A 16,983-nucleotide genomic window follows, 5' to 3' on the forward strand; every position below is an offset into this window, starting at 1 on the left:
CTGGGGGTCTGCTCAGCGGGGCGCCGGCGGCGTCAGCAGCGCGATCGAGGCATTGACTGCCTCCTCGGCGATGTCGCTCATCGCTCCGCCGGCCTCGACGGTGTTCGCCGTCAGCTCACGCAGGCCACCGAGCAACATGATGGCCCGCGGCCGCGAAACCTCGACACCCGCGCTGTGGAACTCGTCGGTGTCGGTCATCGTCTGCACCATGACCACGAAGTTCTCCAGCACGTCGCGTTGCAGCTCGCGTGCGGTCGCGCCCAGCGCCGGTACGTCGCGGATCCAGCTCAGCATGAGCTCCGGCCGGGACTCACCCGAGGCGATCCAGGCCTCGACGGCCTGGCGGACCTGATCCCGCCACGGCGCATGCGGGTCGACCGCGGCGGCGATCATCCGCACCTGTTCGGCGTTGGCGGCGGTCAGCAGCGCCACGAAGCATTCCTCGCGGCTGGCGAAATGTTCGTAGAAGGTCCGTCGCGAGGTACGCGCCCGCCGCACGATGTCGGCGACCGTCGTCTTCTGGTACCCGTCGGCGGCTATCGACTCTTCGAGCGCATCGAGCAGGCGCGCACGGAAGTCGGTCTTGTCAGCGTCATTCATCCCGGGCAGCCATGGTACTGATCCCCGCCCGGCTCAGCGGCGCACCGTCGGGCTGTGCCCCACCTCGGACCGGGGCACCACCGGATTGGTTCCCGGCGGGTTGTTCTGCAGGAACCCCAGGCACGTCCCGAGATGCCCGGCCACGCACGGAACGCCGTTGACCGTGGGCACCGGGCCGCCCGAACGCACCTCGGTGCTGTCGGTGTCCGACGGATCCGCGACGGCAGTCGCAGCGACGGCGAGCGCGAGTGCCCAACACCCCAGCAACACCCGGAGCAGCCCGCCGCGGTCGGCCATCTCGTCACGCTTTCATCGGCTCGTAGCCGCAGCGTATCGCCTCGGGTCAGCCTATGGCCGTCATCGGGCTCAGCACATCCCTGACGAACTGGGCGATGTTCACAGACGGATTGCCGTCCGGGAAGCTCACGGTGGCGAGCATGTTGCCGCCGGCGTCGGCAAAGTTCTGGTCGGCACGGCCCTGATGGGTGGACGACGTGACGAGGATGATGCCCGACGTGCCTGCCGCCTTGGCCAGGGGAACCGAGAACTGCGCGTTCTGCACGGTGCTGTTGGCCTTGTCCTCGACGATGATCCGGTTGGCCGGAAAGCCAAGCGTGAGAAGAAGATTGCGCATCGCAGATGCCTCGGTCCGGCCGTTTTGCGGGTTACCGCCGGTGACGATGACGGGCGACTGCGGAAACGCCTGTGCGATCGCCAGGCCGGTGAGTACCCGGTGGTAGAGGATGGTGCGCATCGAACCGTCGGGCTTGAGGCCGTAGCCGAGGATGACGATGGCCGGTTTCGAGAAGTCCTTCCCGGCGACCGGTGGACCCGCCGCTGCGACGCCCGGGGCGAATCCTCCACAGGCGACGGCGACCGCGAGAACCACCGCTGCGACTCCGAATTTCAGGCGACGTGTCATCTGATCCCCCAAACAGCTGCGACACCTGTGTTTGTCGTTACCCGTGAGCCCGATGTTACCGATCTGACAGATGGGGCGGCGATCCGGTCTCGAGGCCCACCTGGGACCTGCTCGGCCAGCTGCACACACCGCCAAGCGTCGACAGCTCGTCTCGGGAAGTCCGACGGCGACGACCTCGCCGGAATCCGTGTTCCCCCAGCACTGTTCGGCATCTGCGCCCGGAACGAACGGCCTGTCCCGCCAACCGGATTCCCGCCAACATTGAACGCCCCACGCCGTGATGCCGTGTCACCTAGGTACGGGCGCGCGAAAGGGCGCGTCCCCGACACAGGCAGGTGATAACGATGCGCACGCTATTGGCAGCAGGTTGCATGGCGGGCATCGCCCTGATCGGCACCGCAGCGCCGGTTTACGCGGACAACACGACCCACAACAACAATTGTCAGAGCATCGAAGCCAATGGCGGTGGCACGCCTGGCAACTCGGCCACGTCGCCGGGTTCGGTGTTCAACGAGGGTGGTATCAACAGCCCGCTCGGCGGGACAGGTGGGCAGGCCTACAACAGCGCCCGCCAGGGCGCGGGCGCGCCGTCGCAGTACGACACGGCATGCGCCAAGACCACCGTGAACGGCACGGCAACACCGATGCAGACCAGCATGTCTCCGACGCAGATCAAGAACAATTCGCTCGCCACCCGCGATGCCACCGGGGTGGTGTCCCACAAAGGCAAAGGCTGATCACAGTGTTGCTGCCGATCGGTCCAACCGGGTTGGCATGACTTCCCACTGATCACGATGGCAGTTGCCGTCCGCCTGACACACGGCACTCCCCAAGGGAACTGACAGGCTATCGACAGGTGACAATTCACCTGTCGTGCAGTCGTTTTGGAAGTGATACAGCGACTGCGGCGATCTGAGCTGCGACCAACCTCCCCGCAAGCTGGAGGTGTTCCCACAGCCGTGCTACGTTGCCGTGGGGGCCGATTACAACTGTTTGCCAGGGGTGGGTTATGAGTGTTGCAGTGCGGCTGATCGCCGTCTTGTTGATTCCGTTGGCTGTGCTCATGAGTGGGTGCGGAGCCAAACACAACGCCGCGTCGGGCGGCAGTTCCCAGTCGATCCCCGCGGATCCGTCCGGTGATGCCGGGGACGCGGCCGGCATCACCGAGTCCTGCCCGGCGCAGCCGACCACATCGTTCGCCAAAACGAAATTCGTCCTGCACAGCGGTCTGGCCTTCGGCGTCTTCCACCGCTGGCTGTGGAAGCCTTATCAGGCAGGCACATTCAAGTCCGGCGCCGGCGGCCGGATCACCGCCTTCATCAAGGGCGGTCTGGCGGCGCTTTTCATCAAGCGTGAAATCCGCCTGGCCAGCAACGACGTTCAGGCTGACCCCAAGTTGTGCAGCGCGCTCATCAAGCCGCTGGCGAAGGTCGGCGACACCGTCAAGGCCGCGTTCGACAAGCTCAAGGGCGGCGATGCCAGCGGTGTCACGGATCTGAACGCCACCATCGGCTCGATCGAATCGACCTCACAGAGCGACGGCGTGCCGATTCAGGAGGACGAGAACGCCGATATCAGTAAGCGTCCGGCGTAGCCGCCACAGCGATGATGGTCTTGCCCGGACGCCGATAAGCCGGATCGAACGCCTTCGGCGCGTCGGAGAGTGGCAGGACCGTCCCGACGTTCAGGGCCAGCCGACCGTCACGGACCCGGCGCTCCAGCGCAGCCAACTGCGCACGGTCCGGTTCGACGACGAAGAACACTGCCCGCGCCTTGTCGGGGTACACCCGCGGTGGTTCGGCGATGGTGACGAGCGTGCCCCCGGCGCGCACCAATTCGGCTGAGCGATCGAGAATCTCTCCACCGATGACGTCGAAGACCACGTCGACTTCACCGACCTCCTTGAGGCGGTCTGCCTCCAGTTCCACGAAGGCGTCGGCGCCCAACCCCAACACGGCATCCCGCTGTCCGGCGCGCCCGGTGCCGATCACCTGCACTCCGGCATCGTGCGCGAGTTGCACGGCGATGGAACCAACGGCGCCCGCGGCTCCGTGGATCAGCACCGTCTGCCCCGCCTCGACGCGGGCGTGCTCGAACAACCCCTGCCACGCCGTCAATCCGGAAATCGGCAGCGCCGCAGCGACCGTGTGGTCGATACCGGCCGACAGCGGTGCGAGGTTGCGCGCCTCTACGGCAACATATTCGGCCAGCGTGCCGTTACGGGCCCAGTCGGTGATACCGAAAACACGTTGCCCGACCGTCAACCCGGTTGTGCCATAGCCCAATTCGGCGACGACACCGGAGAGCTCATGTCCCGGGACAGTGGGCGTGCGGTCTCGGCCGGCCCGGTCGGTCCACGTTCCCGGCCAGTCCAACTCGCCGGGGGTGAATGAGGCCGCATGGACGCGGACGACGACGTCGTTCTCGGCGGCATGTGGATACGGCAGGTCGGCCAGAGAAAGACCCGAAATCCCGGCCTCGCGGTCTTGCGTGACGATCGCTTGCATCATTCCTCGTTTCGATGTCAGTTGGCGTGTTGACGGGCGCTGGGGTGCCGCAGGTGATCTCGGGCCACGATCTCCTCCGGCGTGAGCATCGTGATCATGTCGACGCCGGGAGCGCACAGGCAGACCGCGAGAAACCGGCACCACCGGTCCGGCTCGAGGTTGACCATCTGATAGTGCACGACCTCACCGCCGGGCTCCCAAAATGCCTCGCCCTCGACGATTTCCCGAGGTTCCTCGCCCTCGAGCTCGAACAGCATGCGGCCCTCGAGCAGGTAGCCGAACACCGGCCCAGAATGGCGGTGCGGCGCCACCCCGGCATCGGCGGGCGGCAGTTCCACCAGTTGCGTCATCGCATGGGATCCCTCGGGAATGCGCGGTGGGGTGGCCATCAGCAGGTCGGTGATCTTGGTGTTTCCGGCAGCGAGCACAGTCGGTCCTTTCTCTCGTGGTTCCATCACACCGCCCGCAAGTCATCAAGTCCAACGAATGCTTTTGATACTTCTCATCTGCAATATTGATAGAAAGAGGTATGGAACTGCGCCAGCTCGAACACTTCGTCGCCGTTGCGGGTGAGCTGAGCTTCTCGCGGGCCGCCCACCGCGTCCACGTCGTGCAGTCCGCACTGTCCACGTCAGTCGGCAAGTTGGAGAAGGAACTCGGCGTCGAACTGTTCGACCGGTCCCGCCAGCAGATCAAGCTGACCCCGGCCGGGGAACTGTTCCGGGAGCATGCCGGACGCGTGCTGCAAACCGCTCGCATCGCCAAGGACTCCGTCGGCGACTTCCGGGGCCAACTGACCGGGACGGTGGATCTCGGGGCCCTCATCACGTCCGGCGCGCTGGACGTCCCGAAGGTGCTCGGACAGTTCCACCGGGACTACCCGTTCGTCCAGATCCGGTTGCGACAGAGCCAGACCGGCTCCAGTGCGTACCTGTCGGCGATCGTCGACGGGTCACTGGATCTGGCGCTGGTATCCGCGCCCGACAGGTTTCCCGGACGTATCCAGATGCACCTGTTGCGCCAGGAGCCCATGGTGTTCGTGTGCCGCACCGACCACCCGCTCGCCGCCTACAACGAGGTCGCGATTACCGAACTCACCGGCGAGGATCTGATCGGATTCCCGCCGCCGTTCGGGCTCCGGCGCCTCGTCGACGACGCATTCGCCGCCGCGGGCGTCACCGCACACACGCCGCATGAAGTCGCGCTTGAGTACTCGATCGCGGCCGAGCTGGTGCGGCACGGCATCGGCACCATCTTCATGCCGGCCAGTGAGGCGGCCCGCTTTTCCGACCTGCGTGCGGTGCACGTGCTGCCCGCGGTGATGTGGAAGATCTATCTGGCCTCAGCCGAGCAGTCCAAGCTCGGGCCTGCGACGGCCAAGCTGGCCGAGATGTTGCTCGCCCTCGCCGACGACTGACCCGCCCCGCGCCGGCTATGCCAGCGGATCCAGCCCGGGCCTGCCGTGGCTCGGCTCGTCATTGGGGCTGAGGATGAGGGTCGGCTGCGGACCGCCGAAGCCTTCACGCGGCCCGATCTCCACCGAGCCGTCAGCGGGGCGATCGAGCACCACGTAGTCCAGCACGTCACACCAGAACCGCATCAACACCTCGGGCTCGCGGCATTCGAGCACGAGCTCACTGATCCGACATGCCATCGACGCACCTGCTCTCGACCGGGGATTGCGACCGTATCGAATGCCGCATGGACCGGCGAACGATTTTCCGCGCAGTCGATCACGGGCACCAGGGCGGGATCGGGCAGAAGTTGAGGGCCGGCGGTGGCGGAGGTGGCGCAGGCGGGTTGTCGCCCTCGAAGATGTTCTGCGCGACGTTGCCCAGCCCCGGCGTGACGTACCAGTAGGTGTGGCAGACCGTGTTGTCCCAGACCACCGGGTTCACGCGAAGATTGCCGGTCTGCACCGGAGGATCACCCGGACACCAGTGACACGGCCCTGCCGGGTTGCTGTCCGGGCAACCAGGCCACGCATGGTTGTCGAGCGGCACCGGCCCCGGCTGGGCCTCGGCGATACCCGAGGTCATGCCGACCACGCCTGCGACGCTGCCCCAAACCAGCACAGCCGCTGAGAGTCCGACCATCAGTCGCTTCACTACGCACCTCCCGGTAGGGAGCAGGGGCCGTACCCGGTTCCCATGCTTGCTGTCGGCCGTCTTCGACCGTGCTGCAAGTGGACGCCGTCAGGGCTACTACCGATCCCAACATCATGCGGGATCGAACGTCCCCAGAAACAGAAAAACCACCTGTTGCCAGGTGGTTCTCTCAGTGGCCAGGGCCGGGATCGAACCGGCGACCTTCCGCTTTTAGGTCGAGGATTCTCGACACGCCGCAACGGTTGCCAATTGCCTTGCAATACAGCACCGTTCGGCATCCCATACTTTCCGACGGTTACCGTTGTTTCTCGGCGTGTCTCGGGTATATGCGACGAATAAGCGTCGGATTTTGGGTGGTGGGTGGTCCCGGCGCAGGTCGCGACTCTCGGCGATTGGAGAACCCGGTCATGGTCGCGCCTTGCCCGTAGAAAGGACCAGGTTTGACGCCGGGACCACCTGGTCTACTGCGCCCGCACCCGGTACCGGTTGAGGACGATCTGCTCGGCGAGGGTCCAGCCGAACGACGACGCCAGGGAGTACTGGTACTCGACGTCATCGACCTTCTTGGACTGCAGGCCGGTGCCGTTGGCGGCCAGACGTGCTGATGCGGTTGCGATGACCGCGGCGATCTCGTCGTTCGGTTCGTTGCCGGTGAAGCCTCTGCCGCGGGTGTAGGCCTTGGCCATCGTGGTGACAATCGGGACGACCGTGGTCACCTCCCCGGATTGCAGAGAGGTGACCGTGGTCGGATTAACCGGCACTGTTCTACGCCTCGGTGAGCAGAGTGACGGCCTTGGCCTGCAGCAGCGCGGTATCCCAGCGGGACACGACCCGGATGCCGATGGAGTCGTAGTCACCCCAGGTCTGGTCGAGGATCTTCACCTCGGCGTTGACGTCGCGGGCTACGACCACCTTGGACATATCCACCAGGGCCACACGGTTCTTAGTGGATACGGCCGGGATGTTGTCGGTGATGATGACAGGCAGGCCCAACAGGCGCAGATCGGTGCCGTTCTGGATGGTGCTGGGATCCATCACATACCGGGCGTCACCGGTGCCGACCTTGACCTTGCGGACCTTTGCGAACGACGCCGCGGTCATCACCCAGTGCGTGGGGTTGACCTTGTTGCCCTGGGCGACGGCCAGGCCATCGATCAGGGAATCGGGGTTGGTGAGGTCGAGGGTGCCGGTGGCGATCCCGGTCTGACGGAGAATGCCCTTGATGGTGTTGGAGGTGCCGGCGCCGTCCCATAGGGCCGCGTCGAGCGCGTTGGCGACGTCGGTCACGAGGCGGGTCCGCAGTACCGCTTCGAGGCCCACTACCGAGGTGCGGATCAGCTCGTTGGAGAGCTTCACCAGAACCTTGAGGCCCTTCATGGTCGAAGGCAGCAGGGTGACTTCGTCGAACGCGACGTCGCCGTCGGTGATCTGGGCGCCCTCGGCGACGAACCCGGCGGTGACGCCGTTGACGATGCGCGGCACCCGGACCGGGCTGGAGCTGTCGAGGACGACGGGCCCGGCGGCGAGGAACGTGGAGGCCTGTTCGAGGGGCTGGACGAGCAGGTTGGATACCTGCGACTGGATGAGAGTTGAATTGCCAGAGGTGACTTCGATTGCCACGGTTGACTCCTAGAGACGTGTCGGATGGTTGGTTCGACACGTCGCCAGGACGTCAATCGGGCTCGGGCGCCAGGCCCTGCAGAGTTGAGTGTACCGCGCTCAGGTTAGACCCTTGAGCGTGTCCAGCAGGGAGAACCCCGACGATGCTGGACCGCGGTTGCCCTGCCCGATGTCCCCGGCAGGCCGGCGGGTCGCCAGATGCGGCTTGGCTTCAAGCAACTCGTCGATAGCGCGTGACATCTTGTCACTCTCAGCAAGATGCTCTTCGTTGAACGGCAGGTCGGTCGGGTCGGCCAAACGTCCTGTCGCCCGGACCAGTTCGGTGTGCAACCGTTTTGCGAGGGAGTCCGCCTCACCCGCACGCTGACGGTACTTGCCGTTCTCGGTCCGCAGTTTCTCGACATACTCGCGGGGGAACGAATCAGGTTCGGACTCGGGTTCTTCCGGAACCTCGGTGGCCAAACCCTCCACCTCTGGTGCGGCATTTGCCGCAGGTGCCTCGGGAGTGGCTGACGGGGTGTCATCGGGTTCGGTTGTGTCGGTGCTGTTCTCGGTCATTGCTGTGTCTCCTGTCTGATTGTCGTGACCGCATCGGCCAGTTGTGTTGCCAGCTCTACCGCTTCGTCGGTGTCCATGCCGAACGTCAGGCCACCGAGGTGTAGCCGTATCGGCCGCACCGCGTCCGGTCTTGTGCCCACACGGGCGGCGAGGTTCGCAGCGATCCGCATCACGCCACCACCGGTGTCCTGGTGGCGCTGATCTTGGCGATTTCGTCGTCGGAGTAGCCGAGTTTGCCCAGCGCATACGAGGCGGGGAGAAGGCCGGCCTGGAAGAGCTTCACCACGGCGTCGGCTTCCTGCGCCACACTGCGGGTCGCGGCGTCGCACCACTGCACCCGAATGTCGTCGATCATGTTGGGGTCGCTGCCATCCCGGACCGCGATCATCAGGCGGGCGACCTGTTCCCAGGCGCGTCCGAACGTCTGCTGTCGTGCCTCGGCCCTGGCCGTCAACGATGCCTCCGCAGCCCGCAGAGCGTCCGCCGATGTGACCTGATTGGACAGCACCCCAACGTAATGCGCCGGCAAAGTGCTGACTGCCATGATCTGGCCCAGGATGACCCGCACCGAAGCCTCGTAACCACCGAGATCCGCAGCGGCGAGTTGCCCGAACTTGGCCGCCTCGTTCTCCGAGATCATCGCCCGGTGACCCTCGGGGATCGGGTTCACCTCGGCCATCACCGGCTGGTTGTCGCCGTCGAGGACGGGATCACCATTCTCATCGAGCACCGGTTCCTCGGTGAGTTCGATGCCGGTGGCCCAGCGCCGCGGCCGTCCCACATACTCCGACGTGACCATCATGTCGGCCAGGGACTTGTTCAACGCGTCGACCAGAGGCTTGAGATCGTCGATCTCCGAAGATCCCCACTCGCCTAGCATCGAGGTGCCGTAGCTGTTGCCGATGATGCGGTCGGTGTTGCGCAGGTTCACCACCGGCACAACGCCGAGCGGGTTCGGGATCTCCTCGACGGTCTTGAACCCGTTGGCAACCGCGCCCTGCTGGTCGGCCTGCAACCGGATGATCCTGTCGCGCAGGTACATCACGGCGTGGGTCTGCTTGAGGTTGGTGTCCTCCCACCGCTTGATCGCAGCGTACGTTTGGCGGCTGCCCGGATCATTGAGTACGGCAACCTGTTTCGCGCTCTCCACCGTTACCTGCGGTCGGCCCAGTTGGTCGGCCCACACGATCACATAGCTATCGCCGAGCATCAGCGCTTCCCTGTGCGCGACACCAGAGGTTTGATCGAGGTCGTTGCGGATCCAGTCGGCCCACAGCACGGTGTCCCCGGCGAACCCGGTGATGCGCAGGCGCTCGGCCAGCGCGGTGACGGCCAGCCTCGGGATATTGCTGGCCATGATGCCGAACCTGTTACCCAGCGCCACCTTTGCCTCGGGGCTCAGGTACGCCAGCGGTTGCTTGGCCTGGTAATACCGGTCCAGGTCGGCGTACCGGGCGGCCGGCGCGTCCAATCGTTGAAGCAGATCTCCTAGCAGTGTCATGATGCAAAACTCCTTACTCTCTTACGATTTCGTTGCTGATGGAACGCGGCCCGGTCATAGGCCACGATGGCGGCCACGGCCGCGTCGATCTTGCGGGGCGAACCCCGCTTGTCCTTACTGACGAGATCACCTTGTGGGGTCGACTTGGCCACGCAGTGAGCGATGTGCGCGGCCATCCGCGGATCCCCGTCGTGCGTGACCTGATTGGTGACGACGGCCTGGTACAGCCGGTCGGTGGCCGGCGCCATCCGGGCGGCGTGCGCGGTGTTCCACTCCAGCACCCGCTTCTCGCCGTGCCGTTTGGCCCAGTCCTCGATCTCGCTGCGCCACCCCCACGGATCGCACGCCAGCTCCACGACGTCGTACTTGGTGAACGCCACATCGACCGCGCGGGTCACGTCCTCCCGGGGTACACGCCAGCGTGGATCGCCGGGGTTCTCCCACAGACCCTCTACCCAGAGGTGCCCGTCGAGGGTGCAGCCGACCAGCGCCGTGGAGTCACCCGACGCGGACCCGTCGAACGCCAGGACGACACGCTCCCGGGGCTGTACCTTGCGCTCGGTCCGGCAGGTATCCCAGGCACCCCACGGCAACCACGCCTCGACACCGGTCACCCACTGGCCCAGACGAAGCTGCCGGAACACCGGCTCGCGCAACGTCCGTCGGGCAGCCTCGAGGCCATCCTCGGCGAGGAACGGTTCCTCGCACGCCAATGCCGGATTGGCCTGCCGCCAACCATCGCGGTCATCGGTAGGGCATCCCTCCGGGGCAGAGAACTCGCGGAGGTAGAACGCCGGATCGTCCCCGGCGCGGCCGTGCTCCACCAGGCGCCACATCACACAATCCGGCGACGACGACGGCGTGGAGATTGCCAGCGTCAGTGACTCCGGGCGCTTACCCGACACGCTGGTGACGGCCTCCCACACCGCTCCACTGACCACGTGCAGCTCGTCCACGATCAGTAGCGACGGATCGTGACCATGCAGCGCACCCGGCTCGGCAGGCAACGGCAACAGGATCGAATCGTTGTGCGGCACCACGATCCGGTCCGCGAAGATCTGCGCCCGCTTCTCCAACTCCGGATTCAACTCGATCATCCGGCGCGCCATCCGCAGCGTGATGTTGGCCTGCCGCTGATCACTGGCCACCACGAGCACCTCGGCGCTCGCGTCCCCCGCGAACAACTCAGTGACAGCGAGCATGGCGGCCAGGCCGGTCTTGCCGTTCGCACGAGCCACCGACACCAACCCCGTACGGATACCGGGCCCGTACGCGCCCCGGATGATCTCGGCCTGGAAGTCCCGCAGCCGCACCGGCTTACCCGCCCCCACACCCTTCGGGACCACCAGATACTCCGCGATGAACGCCAACCGGCGCTCGGCACGATCGGAGGGCAGCCCGGACAGATCCAGCGGCGCGGCCTTGATCGCACCCTTCGGCCCGGCCTTCATGGCAGACTCCCAGCGTGGCTATTGAAGTGAGACTGACCGGTGCCGAATCCTCCGAATCGTTGACCCACGAGGGAGACTGGTTCGACATCCTGCCTAGCGGTGTGCTCGTGCTCCACTACGGCGACGGGATCAAGTCGTCCGACTACTTCGCACCACACGCGTGGGAATACGTCTCCTCCCCAATGGCGCCAGGTGAGCGCGGTGACTACGACGTCAGGGATTCGATTCTCTAGCACCGCATACCCCCCGGGGGTGTGTGACTAAAACTTTGCCTTGGGGAGGGGTCAGTAGCGATGCCCCTTGGGGGTATCCCCCTGGTGGCTGACGGGCCGCGTGCGGCGCCGCGGGCGCGGTTGCAGGGTCCGCAGACCACGTCCACATCGCGGAGCCTGACGGGCTTGCCGGCGGCCTTGCGTGCCCATGCCTCGGGGCTGTGGTCGGCGGTCAAGTCCTCGGTGCTGCCGCAGTCGGAGCAGAAGGGTTGGAGTCGTCTGGCGCGCTTGGACAGTCGGGTCCATGCGGCGTCGTAGCCGCGATCGGTCGCCGATGGCTTGGTGTCCACCGTGTGCTCGGGGCAGCGTGGCCCGTCGCTGGGCTCGCCGCAGTCGATGCAGGCGGTCATGGTCATTGGTTGCCGTTCTCTTGGCGGAAGAACTGGACGTATCCGCGGAGTTCGTCGTCGCTGATCTGCTCGTCGGTGTGCGCCCAGTAGGCGAGCCACTCCCGGGTGACGTGAAGGATGACGTGGCCGTTGCCGGTGCTGACGTAGGCGTTGACGCTGTCGCCGTGTCGGTGCATGCCGATCTTCTCGTTGGTGGCTTCGAGCCAGTCGACGGCTTGCTGATCGGTCCATCCGGTTTGTTCGGTGACGACCCATCGTGTGAGTTCGTCGAGTAGTGCGCGCTCGCGGTCGGTGAGTGGCCGGCGGATGGCCGCGGGTTGGTCGGGCATGTGGTGCTCCTTGCGGGTCCATATGTCGGGGTCGGGGAAGATCACTCGGCGGCGGGTCATGACGCTGCCTCGTCTTTGCCGCAGGAGAGGTGTCGGTCGCCTTGCCCAGCCACTACCGGCTTGCTGCACACGATGCATGTGGGGTAGCTGGAGATGGGTTTGCCGCTGATGGTGCGGTGCCGGTTGCGGGCAGGCTTGGAGAACTGTCTGGCAGGCATGGTGGCTGGCGATGGGCCAGTTGGATCACCAGTCGGCTCAGACATGTTGGCGTGAGCCGACTGGGGTTCTGGCTCAGTTGGCTCATCCTGTTTTGGCTGGTCGGGTCCAGTTGGCTCAGTTGGCTCACGGTCCTGCGTGACAGGGGTGGCCTGACTGGCGGTGAGCCGACTGGGGAGCTGCCAGGTCGAGGTCCGCGGGAACCCTGACGACTCGTCGATGACGCCCAGCTTCTTCTTTGCTCGCTTGAGCGTTGCCTCGCTGATCTTCTCCTTAGCGGCCTCGGTCTTGACCACCTTCGATGGCGTCGGCCCGTTTGCCGTGAGGTAGTCCTCCAGCCAGTGTTCGGCGGCGGTGCGCTCCCCGGCATCGTCGTCGTGGGCGTCACCGGCGAGGAGGTCTCGGGCGTCGACGGTGGTGTCGCCGAGCCATTCGACCGAGCCGATCTCGGTGGGGCCGTCGTCGGTGTCCACGGTGGTGCTGACGATGCGGAACTCCACTGAGCGGTCGGTGCCGGCGTAGTTCGCTTTGGTGTTGGTGAGCACGCGGGTGCCGGTGTCGGGGTCTTCGGCGATGGACAGGACGCAGCGGGCGACCTGGGACCAGGCGACGCTTCCGAGCATGAGTTGACCGGAGTCGGCCCCGTCGCGCTTGCCGAAGTGGGCCAGGCCGATGATGGTGACCTTGCAGCGGTCGGCCAGGGCGGCGATCGGCTCCAGGTATTGGCGGACGGCGATGTCGTCGTTGCCGGAGAATCCGGGTGGCACGACGGCCTTGGCGGGGTCGAGGAACACCATGGTGACGTTGTGCTCGCGGATGACGTCCTCGATGGCGTTGAGGTCCAGTGGGAACACCAGAGCGCCGGTGCCGAGGTCGGTCTGGACGTCGACGAAGATCACCTTGTCCATGTCGGCTCCGGCGGCGATGAGGCGTGTCACGATGGCGCTTTCGCGGGATTCCTCGGTCCCGATCCAGAGGACGGTGCCGCCGTTGCGGGTTTCGCGGGCGGCCCAGGACGACGCGACGGTGCTTTTGCCTTTGCCTTCTCGGGCGGCGAGCAGGTTGATGGCGTACTGCAGGATCAGGCCCAGTTCCCACCAGACCAACTTCTTGGCTTTGATGCGTGAGCCGCGGGTAACGATGAGCCGGCGGGTCGGCATGTCGGGGTCTACCGGGCCGGGATCGTCGGGGTGTGGTTCTGTCACGCGGATCTCTTTCTCGGGATGTAGGTGTTGTCGCTGCGGTTGCGGATCCGCTGGGCCATTGCGGTCCATCCACCGGCAGCAGCGATTTCGTGGGATGCCTCGGCTCGCTTCTCCTGAGCTACCTCGGTGCGCAGCACCCAGTGCTCGCCGCTCATGGCGACGGCCAACAACTTCCTGGGGTCGCCGTCGGCGAGCTGCTGCCACGCTGGTGTACCAGCGATCGGTAGTGGTCCGTAATTCGCTTGAGCGACGACGCTTTCGAGGAACTGATGAACTGGCCACCACGAAACTTGCTGGGATGCGGGAGAACCCGCACCGTGGCTATCGGTGCGGGTCTCCAGCTTGTCGCGAGTTGTGGCCTGATCGGTCATCGGATCGCTTCGGTGGCGTCGATGAGGCTGTCCAGTGCGGCCCGCAAGTAGTCTCCTGCGTTGCCTGGAGTGGTGCGCAGCAGCGCGTACGCGGCCCGCACCGCTCGATGGGCGGCGATCATTGCAGTGTCCGCAGCGTCAGAACGGCCAGCCCACGTGTCGGCGAGGTCGGCGGCCTCAAGGAGCGCCCGTGCGACTGTCCGGGCATCTTCCGTCGTGTAGTCGAAGCAGCCGTGGTATACGAGCGGCTCGTCATCTCCTTTGACGTTGATGATCGTGCCGTCCGCTCGTTGTACGACAACCACTCGGATGTCGTTGGTGGCGAGGTGTTCTGGAAGCTGCATCGGCCGTGACCAGACGAGCCGTTGTGTGACTCCCTCGTCGGCGTACCAGTCGTCTGATTCGGTGTCAGCACCGGCGGCAGGGCGATCTCCGTTTGTGTCATGATGGTGTTCTCCTAGATCTCTGCTGAGTGATGGGTTACTGACGGCCTCGGGGTGGCAGCCCTGGGGTCGTCGTCTTTTCCGGGCCGCAAATCTTCGGTCCGGTCGGCCTCCGGATCGAGGCCGAGGTCTTCGAACTGCGGGTATGTCCGCATCATGCGGCGCCATCGCCGAATTGCTGTTCCTCCCAAGCGATTACGTCGGACAGCCTGTAGCGGCAATGCCGACCAAAGCGGGCGTAGCGCGGCCCTTTTCCCTGGCTCGCCCACTGCGCGAGCGTGGCGACGGGCAGCTTCTCCCGCTCGGCCAGCTCGGTCCGGGTGAGCCAGACAACGTTCTCCATAATCAACTCCCGTCGCCGTGGGACGCAAATAGGCGATAATTGTGGTTGATGCGCGTCCAATGGCGACGTTAACACCTGGTCGCCATCAGCCGCAAGCGACGGCATATGACGCGCGTCGTGCGTCTGACGTACGCTGACGGCATGGATGGACCGCAGAAGCCGAAGCAGAAGCCGAATTGGACAGAAGTTCCGCCACGCGATTGGGCCGAGGAGCAGGCGCACCGCGTGGCGCTTGAGGTCAGTCGCCTCCGCGGCAAGCGCACCGGCCAGTGGCTGGCAGACCGCACCAGGGAACTCGGCTACCCGCTTACGCGCGCCGTGATCTCCGACATCGAGGTAGGCCGGCGGCGCTACGTTACGACTGCCGAGCTGATCGTCCTAGCGAGGGCGCTGGACACGGCCCCGATCGCGCTCCTCTACCCCGCGCCGTACCGGGACACGATTCAGATCCTCCCCACGCCCGAGGGTGGGCAGCCCAGGGATTTTCAGAAAATAGTTGCAGTGCAATGGTTTTCAGGCGATCCCAAGCCGACCCTTGATCTTCCAGACAATTCGGCCCAGCCCGAGCTGACCCTTGACGCTCTCGGCCTGTCGATGGTTGACCAGATGAACTACGACTCGCACCTTCTCGCGTTGACGCGCGCCAGGAAAGCGAGTGATCTGGCTGCGCGCAAATGGGACTTGATCGCCAAACTCCGCGTCCGTCGTAACGCGAAACGTCAAGGGCTTGACAAGGTTTCCGACGAAGAGCTCGACGACCTCACTGCAGAGATCGGCGAGCTGCAGGAGCGGATCGACGAACTTTGGAAGCTCGGCGGCAGGGATCTGCACGCGGAGGCTGTCGACGAGATGTTCGGAGACCGAGATGGCGGGTAGGCCTCCGCTGCGGATCGGGCAGCACGGGAAGATCACCAGAACCGAGATCTCCGAAGGTGTTTGGGTGGCGCGGTGCCGGTACCGCGACCGTGATGGAGTGACACGTCGGATGGAGCGAATGAGCCCAGACGGCGCTGCTGATGAGTACGGCAGAGGTGCCGAGAATGTCTTGCTCGACGCGATTGGAGCGCGCCGGCCGCCGGGCTCGGGGAGCATCACCGGCACCACCCTGCTCGGCGATCTGCTGACCGGTTACATCGCGCGTTGTCGGGACGACGGGGAGTTAGCGCCCAAGAGTGTCGACACCTACGAGGCGACGATCAGCACGGTCAAGCCGCGGTTCGTCGGGGTGCGTGTCAGTGAGGCGACACCGGGTCTGCTCGACGAGATTCTTCGAGGCATCCGCCGGGACCACGGCGCGACGCGCGAGCGGCACACGAAGGTGGCGCTAAACGCGGTACTGACGGACGCGGTGCTGGCCGGTGCCATCGGGTCGAATCCGGTGCGCGAGCTCGGCACCCGACGTAAGCGGAAGACCGACAAACGGACGAAGGGCGCGCCGGCCCTCGGTGTCGACCAGGTGCGTGCACTTCTGACCGCGCTGGAGGGGTCTGAGGTATGCAAACAGAAGGACCTCCGCGACCCGGTCATCGTGTTCGCGGCGACCGGGTTACGGAGGTCTGAGGTGTTGGCGTTGCGGTGGGAGGACGTCGATCTTGATGGGCGTGTGCTGACGGCAGCGTTCTCTGTGGTGCGGTTGAAGGGCAAGGGCCTGGTGAGGCAGGACCGCACGAAGGGCGGCGGGGAGGCGCGGACACTCCCTCTCCCCCGGTTCGCTGTGGATGCACTGCGCAGACGTAAGGATGAATGGTCGGGACCGAACACGGCCGGGGTGATCTTCCCGTCGTCCACGGGCACGCTGCGGGACCCGGACAACATGGGAAAGCAGTGGCGCGAGGTTCGTACGTCGCTCGGACTGCCTGATGTGACGTCGCACAGCTTCCGCAAGACGGTGGCCACGATGATCGACGATGCTGGACTGTCGGCGCGGATCGGGGCCGACCAGCTCGGGCACGCGCGGCCATCGATGACGCAGGACGTCTACATGAGCCGCGGGCAGGTGCACACCGAGGTGGCCGATGTGCTGGACAAAGCGGTCGGTATAAGCGACGAATAAACGTCAGTTCGAGATGTGGAGTACAGCTAGCTATACCCTCTGAAGTGGCCAGGGCCGGGATCGAACCGGCGACCTTCCGCTTTTCAGGCGGACGCTCGTACCAACTGAGCTACCTGGCCGGAAGGCGTCGGTCA

At 65.4% G+C, this 16,983-nt stretch carries 24 protein-coding genes, 1 tRNA gene and 1 pseudogene; 7 read left to right on the top strand and 19 right to left on the bottom strand.

The annotated features are described in order from the left end of the window. Window positions 1-12 precede the first annotated feature (12 nt). Genes BTO20_RS30360 through BTO20_RS30370 form a run of 3 tightly spaced genes read right to left on the bottom strand, consistent with a single transcriptional unit; the run spans window position 13 to window position 1,522 of the window. Window positions 13-600: a TetR/AcrR family transcriptional regulator gene (locus tag BTO20_RS30360; RefSeq protein WP_087079589.1), complete on the bottom strand. Its 588-nt coding sequence runs from the start codon at window positions 598-600 to the stop codon at window positions 13-15. Window positions 601-633: 33 nt separating this feature from the next. After that, on the bottom strand, window positions 634-897 hold the full coding sequence (locus tag BTO20_RS30365; protein ID WP_232490900.1) for a hypothetical protein: 264 nt from the start codon (window positions 895-897) through the stop codon (window positions 634-636). Window positions 898-943: 46 nt separating this feature from the next. Next, window positions 944-1,522 carry a YdcF family protein gene (locus BTO20_RS30370; protein WP_087079590.1) on the bottom strand — a complete coding sequence of 193 codons (579 nt, stop codon included), beginning with the start codon at window positions 1,520-1,522 and terminating at the stop codon, window positions 944-946. Window positions 1,523-1,893: 371 nt separating this feature from the next. Between BTO20_RS30370 and BTO20_RS30375 the strand changes: the two genes are divergently transcribed. Both BTO20_RS30375 and BTO20_RS30380 read left to right on the top strand, forming a co-directional pair. Further along, entirely contained in the window at window positions 1,894-2,259 is a 366-nt protein-coding gene (locus tag BTO20_RS30375) for a hypothetical protein (protein ID WP_087079591.1), read from the top strand. A 284-nt stretch (window positions 2,260-2,543) separates the two neighbouring features. Next, a complete protein-coding gene (locus tag BTO20_RS30380) occupies window positions 2,544-3,116 on the top strand; it encodes a hypothetical protein (protein WP_157680355.1) in 573 nt (190 codons plus the stop codon). Here BTO20_RS30380 and BTO20_RS30385 read toward each other — a convergent pair. Both BTO20_RS30385 and BTO20_RS30390 read right to left on the bottom strand, forming a co-directional pair. Further along, a complete protein-coding gene (locus tag BTO20_RS30385; RefSeq protein ID WP_087082902.1) occupies window positions 3,097-4,029 on the bottom strand; it encodes an NADP-dependent oxidoreductase in 933 nt (310 codons plus the stop codon). The two genes, BTO20_RS30380 and BTO20_RS30385, sit on opposite strands and share 20 nt — an antisense overlap. Window positions 4,030-4,046: 17 nt before the next feature. After that, a complete protein-coding gene (locus BTO20_RS30390; protein ID WP_232490901.1) occupies window positions 4,047-4,457 on the bottom strand; it encodes a cupin domain-containing protein in 411 nt (136 codons plus the stop codon). A gap of 101 nt (window positions 4,458-4,558) precedes the next feature. On the opposite strand from BTO20_RS30390, the gene BTO20_RS30395 reads away from it, so the two are divergent. Further along, entirely contained in the window at window positions 4,559-5,446 is an 888-nt protein-coding gene (locus BTO20_RS30395) for a LysR substrate-binding domain-containing protein (protein ID WP_087079594.1), read from the top strand. 30 nt (window positions 5,447-5,476) lie between these two features. Here BTO20_RS30395 and BTO20_RS30400 read toward each other — a convergent pair. The 8 genes and pseudogenes from BTO20_RS30400 to BTO20_RS30430 all read right to left on the bottom strand — a co-directional run. Next, window positions 5,477-5,683 (bottom strand): annotated as a pseudogene (locus tag BTO20_RS30400) (VOC family protein); the annotation flags it as partial. Between the two features lie 79 nt (window positions 5,684-5,762). Next, on the bottom strand, window positions 5,763-6,137 hold the full coding sequence (locus BTO20_RS30405; RefSeq protein WP_157680356.1) for a hypothetical protein: 375 nt from the start codon (window positions 6,135-6,137) through the stop codon (window positions 5,763-5,765). A gap of 461 nt (window positions 6,138-6,598) precedes the next feature. Beyond that, window positions 6,599-6,898: a hypothetical protein gene (locus BTO20_RS30410; RefSeq protein WP_087079596.1), complete on the bottom strand. Its 300-nt coding sequence runs from the start codon at window positions 6,896-6,898 to the stop codon at window positions 6,599-6,601. Between the two features lie 4 nt (window positions 6,899-6,902). Further along, complete coding sequence (locus BTO20_RS30415) at window positions 6,903-7,757, bottom strand: phage major capsid protein (protein WP_087079597.1); 855 nt, start codon at window positions 7,755-7,757, stop codon at window positions 6,903-6,905. Window positions 7,758-7,856: 99 nt separating this feature from the next. Beyond that, window positions 7,857-8,315 (bottom strand): hypothetical protein, encoded by a 459-nt coding sequence (locus BTO20_RS30420; RefSeq protein WP_087079598.1) that lies wholly within the window; start codon window positions 8,313-8,315, stop codon window positions 7,857-7,859. Next, complete coding sequence (locus BTO20_RS39555; RefSeq protein WP_157680357.1) at window positions 8,312-8,485, bottom strand: hypothetical protein; 174 nt, start codon at window positions 8,483-8,485, stop codon at window positions 8,312-8,314. Before BTO20_RS39555 ends, BTO20_RS30420 begins: the two co-directional genes overlap by 4 nt. Further along, entirely contained in the window at window positions 8,485-9,816 is a 1,332-nt protein-coding gene (locus BTO20_RS30425) for a phage portal protein (RefSeq protein ID WP_198344112.1), read from the bottom strand. The genes BTO20_RS39555 and BTO20_RS30425 overlap by 1 nt, the downstream gene beginning before the upstream one ends. Next, window positions 9,813-11,267, bottom strand: coding sequence for a terminase large subunit domain-containing protein (locus BTO20_RS30430; RefSeq protein WP_087079600.1), 1,455 nt, complete (start codon window positions 11,265-11,267; stop codon window positions 9,813-9,815). The genes BTO20_RS30425 and BTO20_RS30430 overlap by 4 nt, the downstream gene beginning before the upstream one ends. A 14-nt stretch (window positions 11,268-11,281) precedes the next feature. Between BTO20_RS30430 and BTO20_RS30435 the strand changes: the two genes are divergently transcribed. Then, a complete protein-coding gene (locus BTO20_RS30435; RefSeq protein WP_157680358.1) occupies window positions 11,282-11,500 on the top strand; it encodes a hypothetical protein in 219 nt (72 codons plus the stop codon). 60 nt (window positions 11,501-11,560) lie between these two features. Further along, complete coding sequence (locus BTO20_RS39560) at window positions 11,561-11,797, top strand: hypothetical protein (protein ID WP_157680359.1); 237 nt, start codon at window positions 11,561-11,563, stop codon at window positions 11,795-11,797. A 94-nt stretch (window positions 11,798-11,891) separates the two neighbouring features. Here BTO20_RS39560 and BTO20_RS30445 read toward each other — a convergent pair whose 3' ends face one another. The 5 genes from BTO20_RS30445 to BTO20_RS30465 all read right to left on the bottom strand — a co-directional run bounded on the left by BTO20_RS30445 (window position 11,892) and on the right by BTO20_RS30465 (window position 14,796). Further along, on the bottom strand, window positions 11,892-12,278 hold the full coding sequence (locus tag BTO20_RS30445) for a hypothetical protein (protein WP_087079602.1): 387 nt from the start codon (window positions 12,276-12,278) through the stop codon (window positions 11,892-11,894). Further along, the gene (locus tag BTO20_RS30450; RefSeq protein ID WP_198344113.1) at window positions 12,275-13,639 is read right to left on the bottom strand and encodes an AAA family ATPase; all 1,365 of its coding nucleotides are present in this window, start codon (window positions 13,637-13,639) and stop codon (window positions 12,275-12,277) included. Before BTO20_RS30450 ends, BTO20_RS30445 begins: the two co-directional genes overlap by 4 nt. Continuing rightward, window positions 13,636-14,010, bottom strand: a complete 375-nt coding sequence (locus tag BTO20_RS30455) for a DUF2742 domain-containing protein (protein ID WP_087079604.1) — start codon at window positions 14,008-14,010, stop codon at window positions 13,636-13,638. Before BTO20_RS30455 ends, BTO20_RS30450 begins: the two co-directional genes overlap by 4 nt. Beyond that, on the bottom strand, window positions 14,007-14,354 hold the full coding sequence (locus BTO20_RS39980; RefSeq protein WP_198344114.1) for a hypothetical protein: 348 nt from the start codon (window positions 14,352-14,354) through the stop codon (window positions 14,007-14,009). Before BTO20_RS39980 ends, BTO20_RS30455 begins: the two co-directional genes overlap by 4 nt. Before the next feature lie 253 nt (window positions 14,355-14,607). Beyond that, window positions 14,608-14,796, bottom strand: coding sequence for a helix-turn-helix transcriptional regulator (locus tag BTO20_RS30465; RefSeq protein WP_087075934.1), 189 nt, complete (start codon window positions 14,794-14,796; stop codon window positions 14,608-14,610). Between the two features lie 141 nt (window positions 14,797-14,937). Between BTO20_RS30465 and BTO20_RS30470 the strand changes: the two genes are divergently transcribed. Next, the gene (locus BTO20_RS30470) at window positions 14,938-15,672 is read left to right on the top strand and encodes a carbohydrate kinase family protein (protein ID WP_157680360.1); all 735 of its coding nucleotides are present in this window, start codon (window positions 14,938-14,940) and stop codon (window positions 15,670-15,672) included. Between the two features lie 118 nt (window positions 15,673-15,790). Further along, window positions 15,791-16,849, top strand: coding sequence for a tyrosine-type recombinase/integrase (locus tag BTO20_RS30475; protein WP_232490902.1), 1,059 nt, complete (start codon window positions 15,791-15,793; stop codon window positions 16,847-16,849). Between the two features lie 45 nt (window positions 16,850-16,894). Here the strand turns inward: BTO20_RS30475 and BTO20_RS30480 are convergent. After that, window positions 16,895-16,968 (bottom strand) — tRNA-Phe (locus tag BTO20_RS30480). Between the last annotated feature and the right edge of the window lie 15 nt (window positions 16,969-16,983).

The organism is Mycobacterium dioxanotrophicus (assembly GCF_002157835.1).
Lineage (GTDB): Bacteria > Actinomycetota > Actinomycetes > Mycobacteriales > Mycobacteriaceae > Mycobacterium > Mycobacterium dioxanotrophicus.

Bases quoted from the DNA above. Each gene is read 5' to 3' on its own strand.
- BTO20_RS30360 (WP_087079589.1), bottom strand. From the start codon at position 600: ATGAATGACGCTGACAAGACCGACTTCCGTGCGCGCCTGCTCGATGCG.
- BTO20_RS30365 (WP_232490900.1), bottom strand. From the start codon at position 897: ATGGCCGACCGCGGCGGGCTGCTCCGGGTGTTGCTGGGGTGTTGGGCA.
- BTO20_RS30370 (WP_087079590.1), bottom strand. From the start codon at position 1,522: ATGACACGTCGCCTGAAATTCGGAGTCGCAGCGGTGGTTCTCGCGGTC.
- BTO20_RS30375 (WP_087079591.1), top strand. From the start codon at position 1,894: ATGGCGGGCATCGCCCTGATCGGCACCGCAGCGCCGGTTTACGCGGAC.
- BTO20_RS30385 (WP_087082902.1), bottom strand. From the start codon at position 4,029: ATGCAAGCGATCGTCACGCAAGACCGCGAGGCCGGGATTTCGGGTCTT.
- BTO20_RS30395 (WP_087079594.1), top strand. From the start codon at position 4,559: ATGGAACTGCGCCAGCTCGAACACTTCGTCGCCGTTGCGGGTGAGCTG.
- BTO20_RS30420 (WP_087079598.1), bottom strand. From the start codon at position 8,315: ATGACCGAGAACAGCACCGACACAACCGAACCCGATGACACCCCGTCA.
- BTO20_RS39555 (WP_157680357.1), bottom strand. From the start codon at position 8,485: ATGCGGATCGCTGCGAACCTCGCCGCCCGTGTGGGCACAAGACCGGAC.
- BTO20_RS30425 (WP_198344112.1), bottom strand. From the start codon at position 9,816: ATGACACTGCTAGGAGATCTGCTTCAACGATTGGACGCGCCGGCCGCC.
- BTO20_RS30430 (WP_087079600.1), bottom strand. From the start codon at position 11,267: ATGAAGGCCGGGCCGAAGGGTGCGATCAAGGCCGCGCCGCTGGATCTG.
- BTO20_RS39560 (WP_157680359.1), top strand. From the start codon at position 11,561: ATGCCCCTTGGGGGTATCCCCCTGGTGGCTGACGGGCCGCGTGCGGCG.
- BTO20_RS30445 (WP_087079602.1), bottom strand. From the start codon at position 12,278: ATGACCCGCCGCCGAGTGATCTTCCCCGACCCCGACATATGGACCCGC.
- BTO20_RS30455 (WP_087079604.1), bottom strand. From the start codon at position 14,010: ATGACCGATCAGGCCACAACTCGCGACAAGCTGGAGACCCGCACCGAT.
- BTO20_RS39980 (WP_198344114.1), bottom strand. From the start codon at position 14,354: ATGCAGCTTCCAGAACACCTCGCCACCAACGACATCCGAGTGGTTGTC.
- BTO20_RS30465 (WP_087075934.1), bottom strand. From the start codon at position 14,796: ATGGAGAACGTTGTCTGGCTCACCCGGACCGAGCTGGCCGAGCGGGAG.
- BTO20_RS30470 (WP_157680360.1), top strand. From the start codon at position 14,938: ATGGATGGACCGCAGAAGCCGAAGCAGAAGCCGAATTGGACAGAAGTT.
- BTO20_RS30475 (WP_232490902.1), top strand. From the start codon at position 15,791: ATGAGCCCAGACGGCGCTGCTGATGAGTACGGCAGAGGTGCCGAGAAT.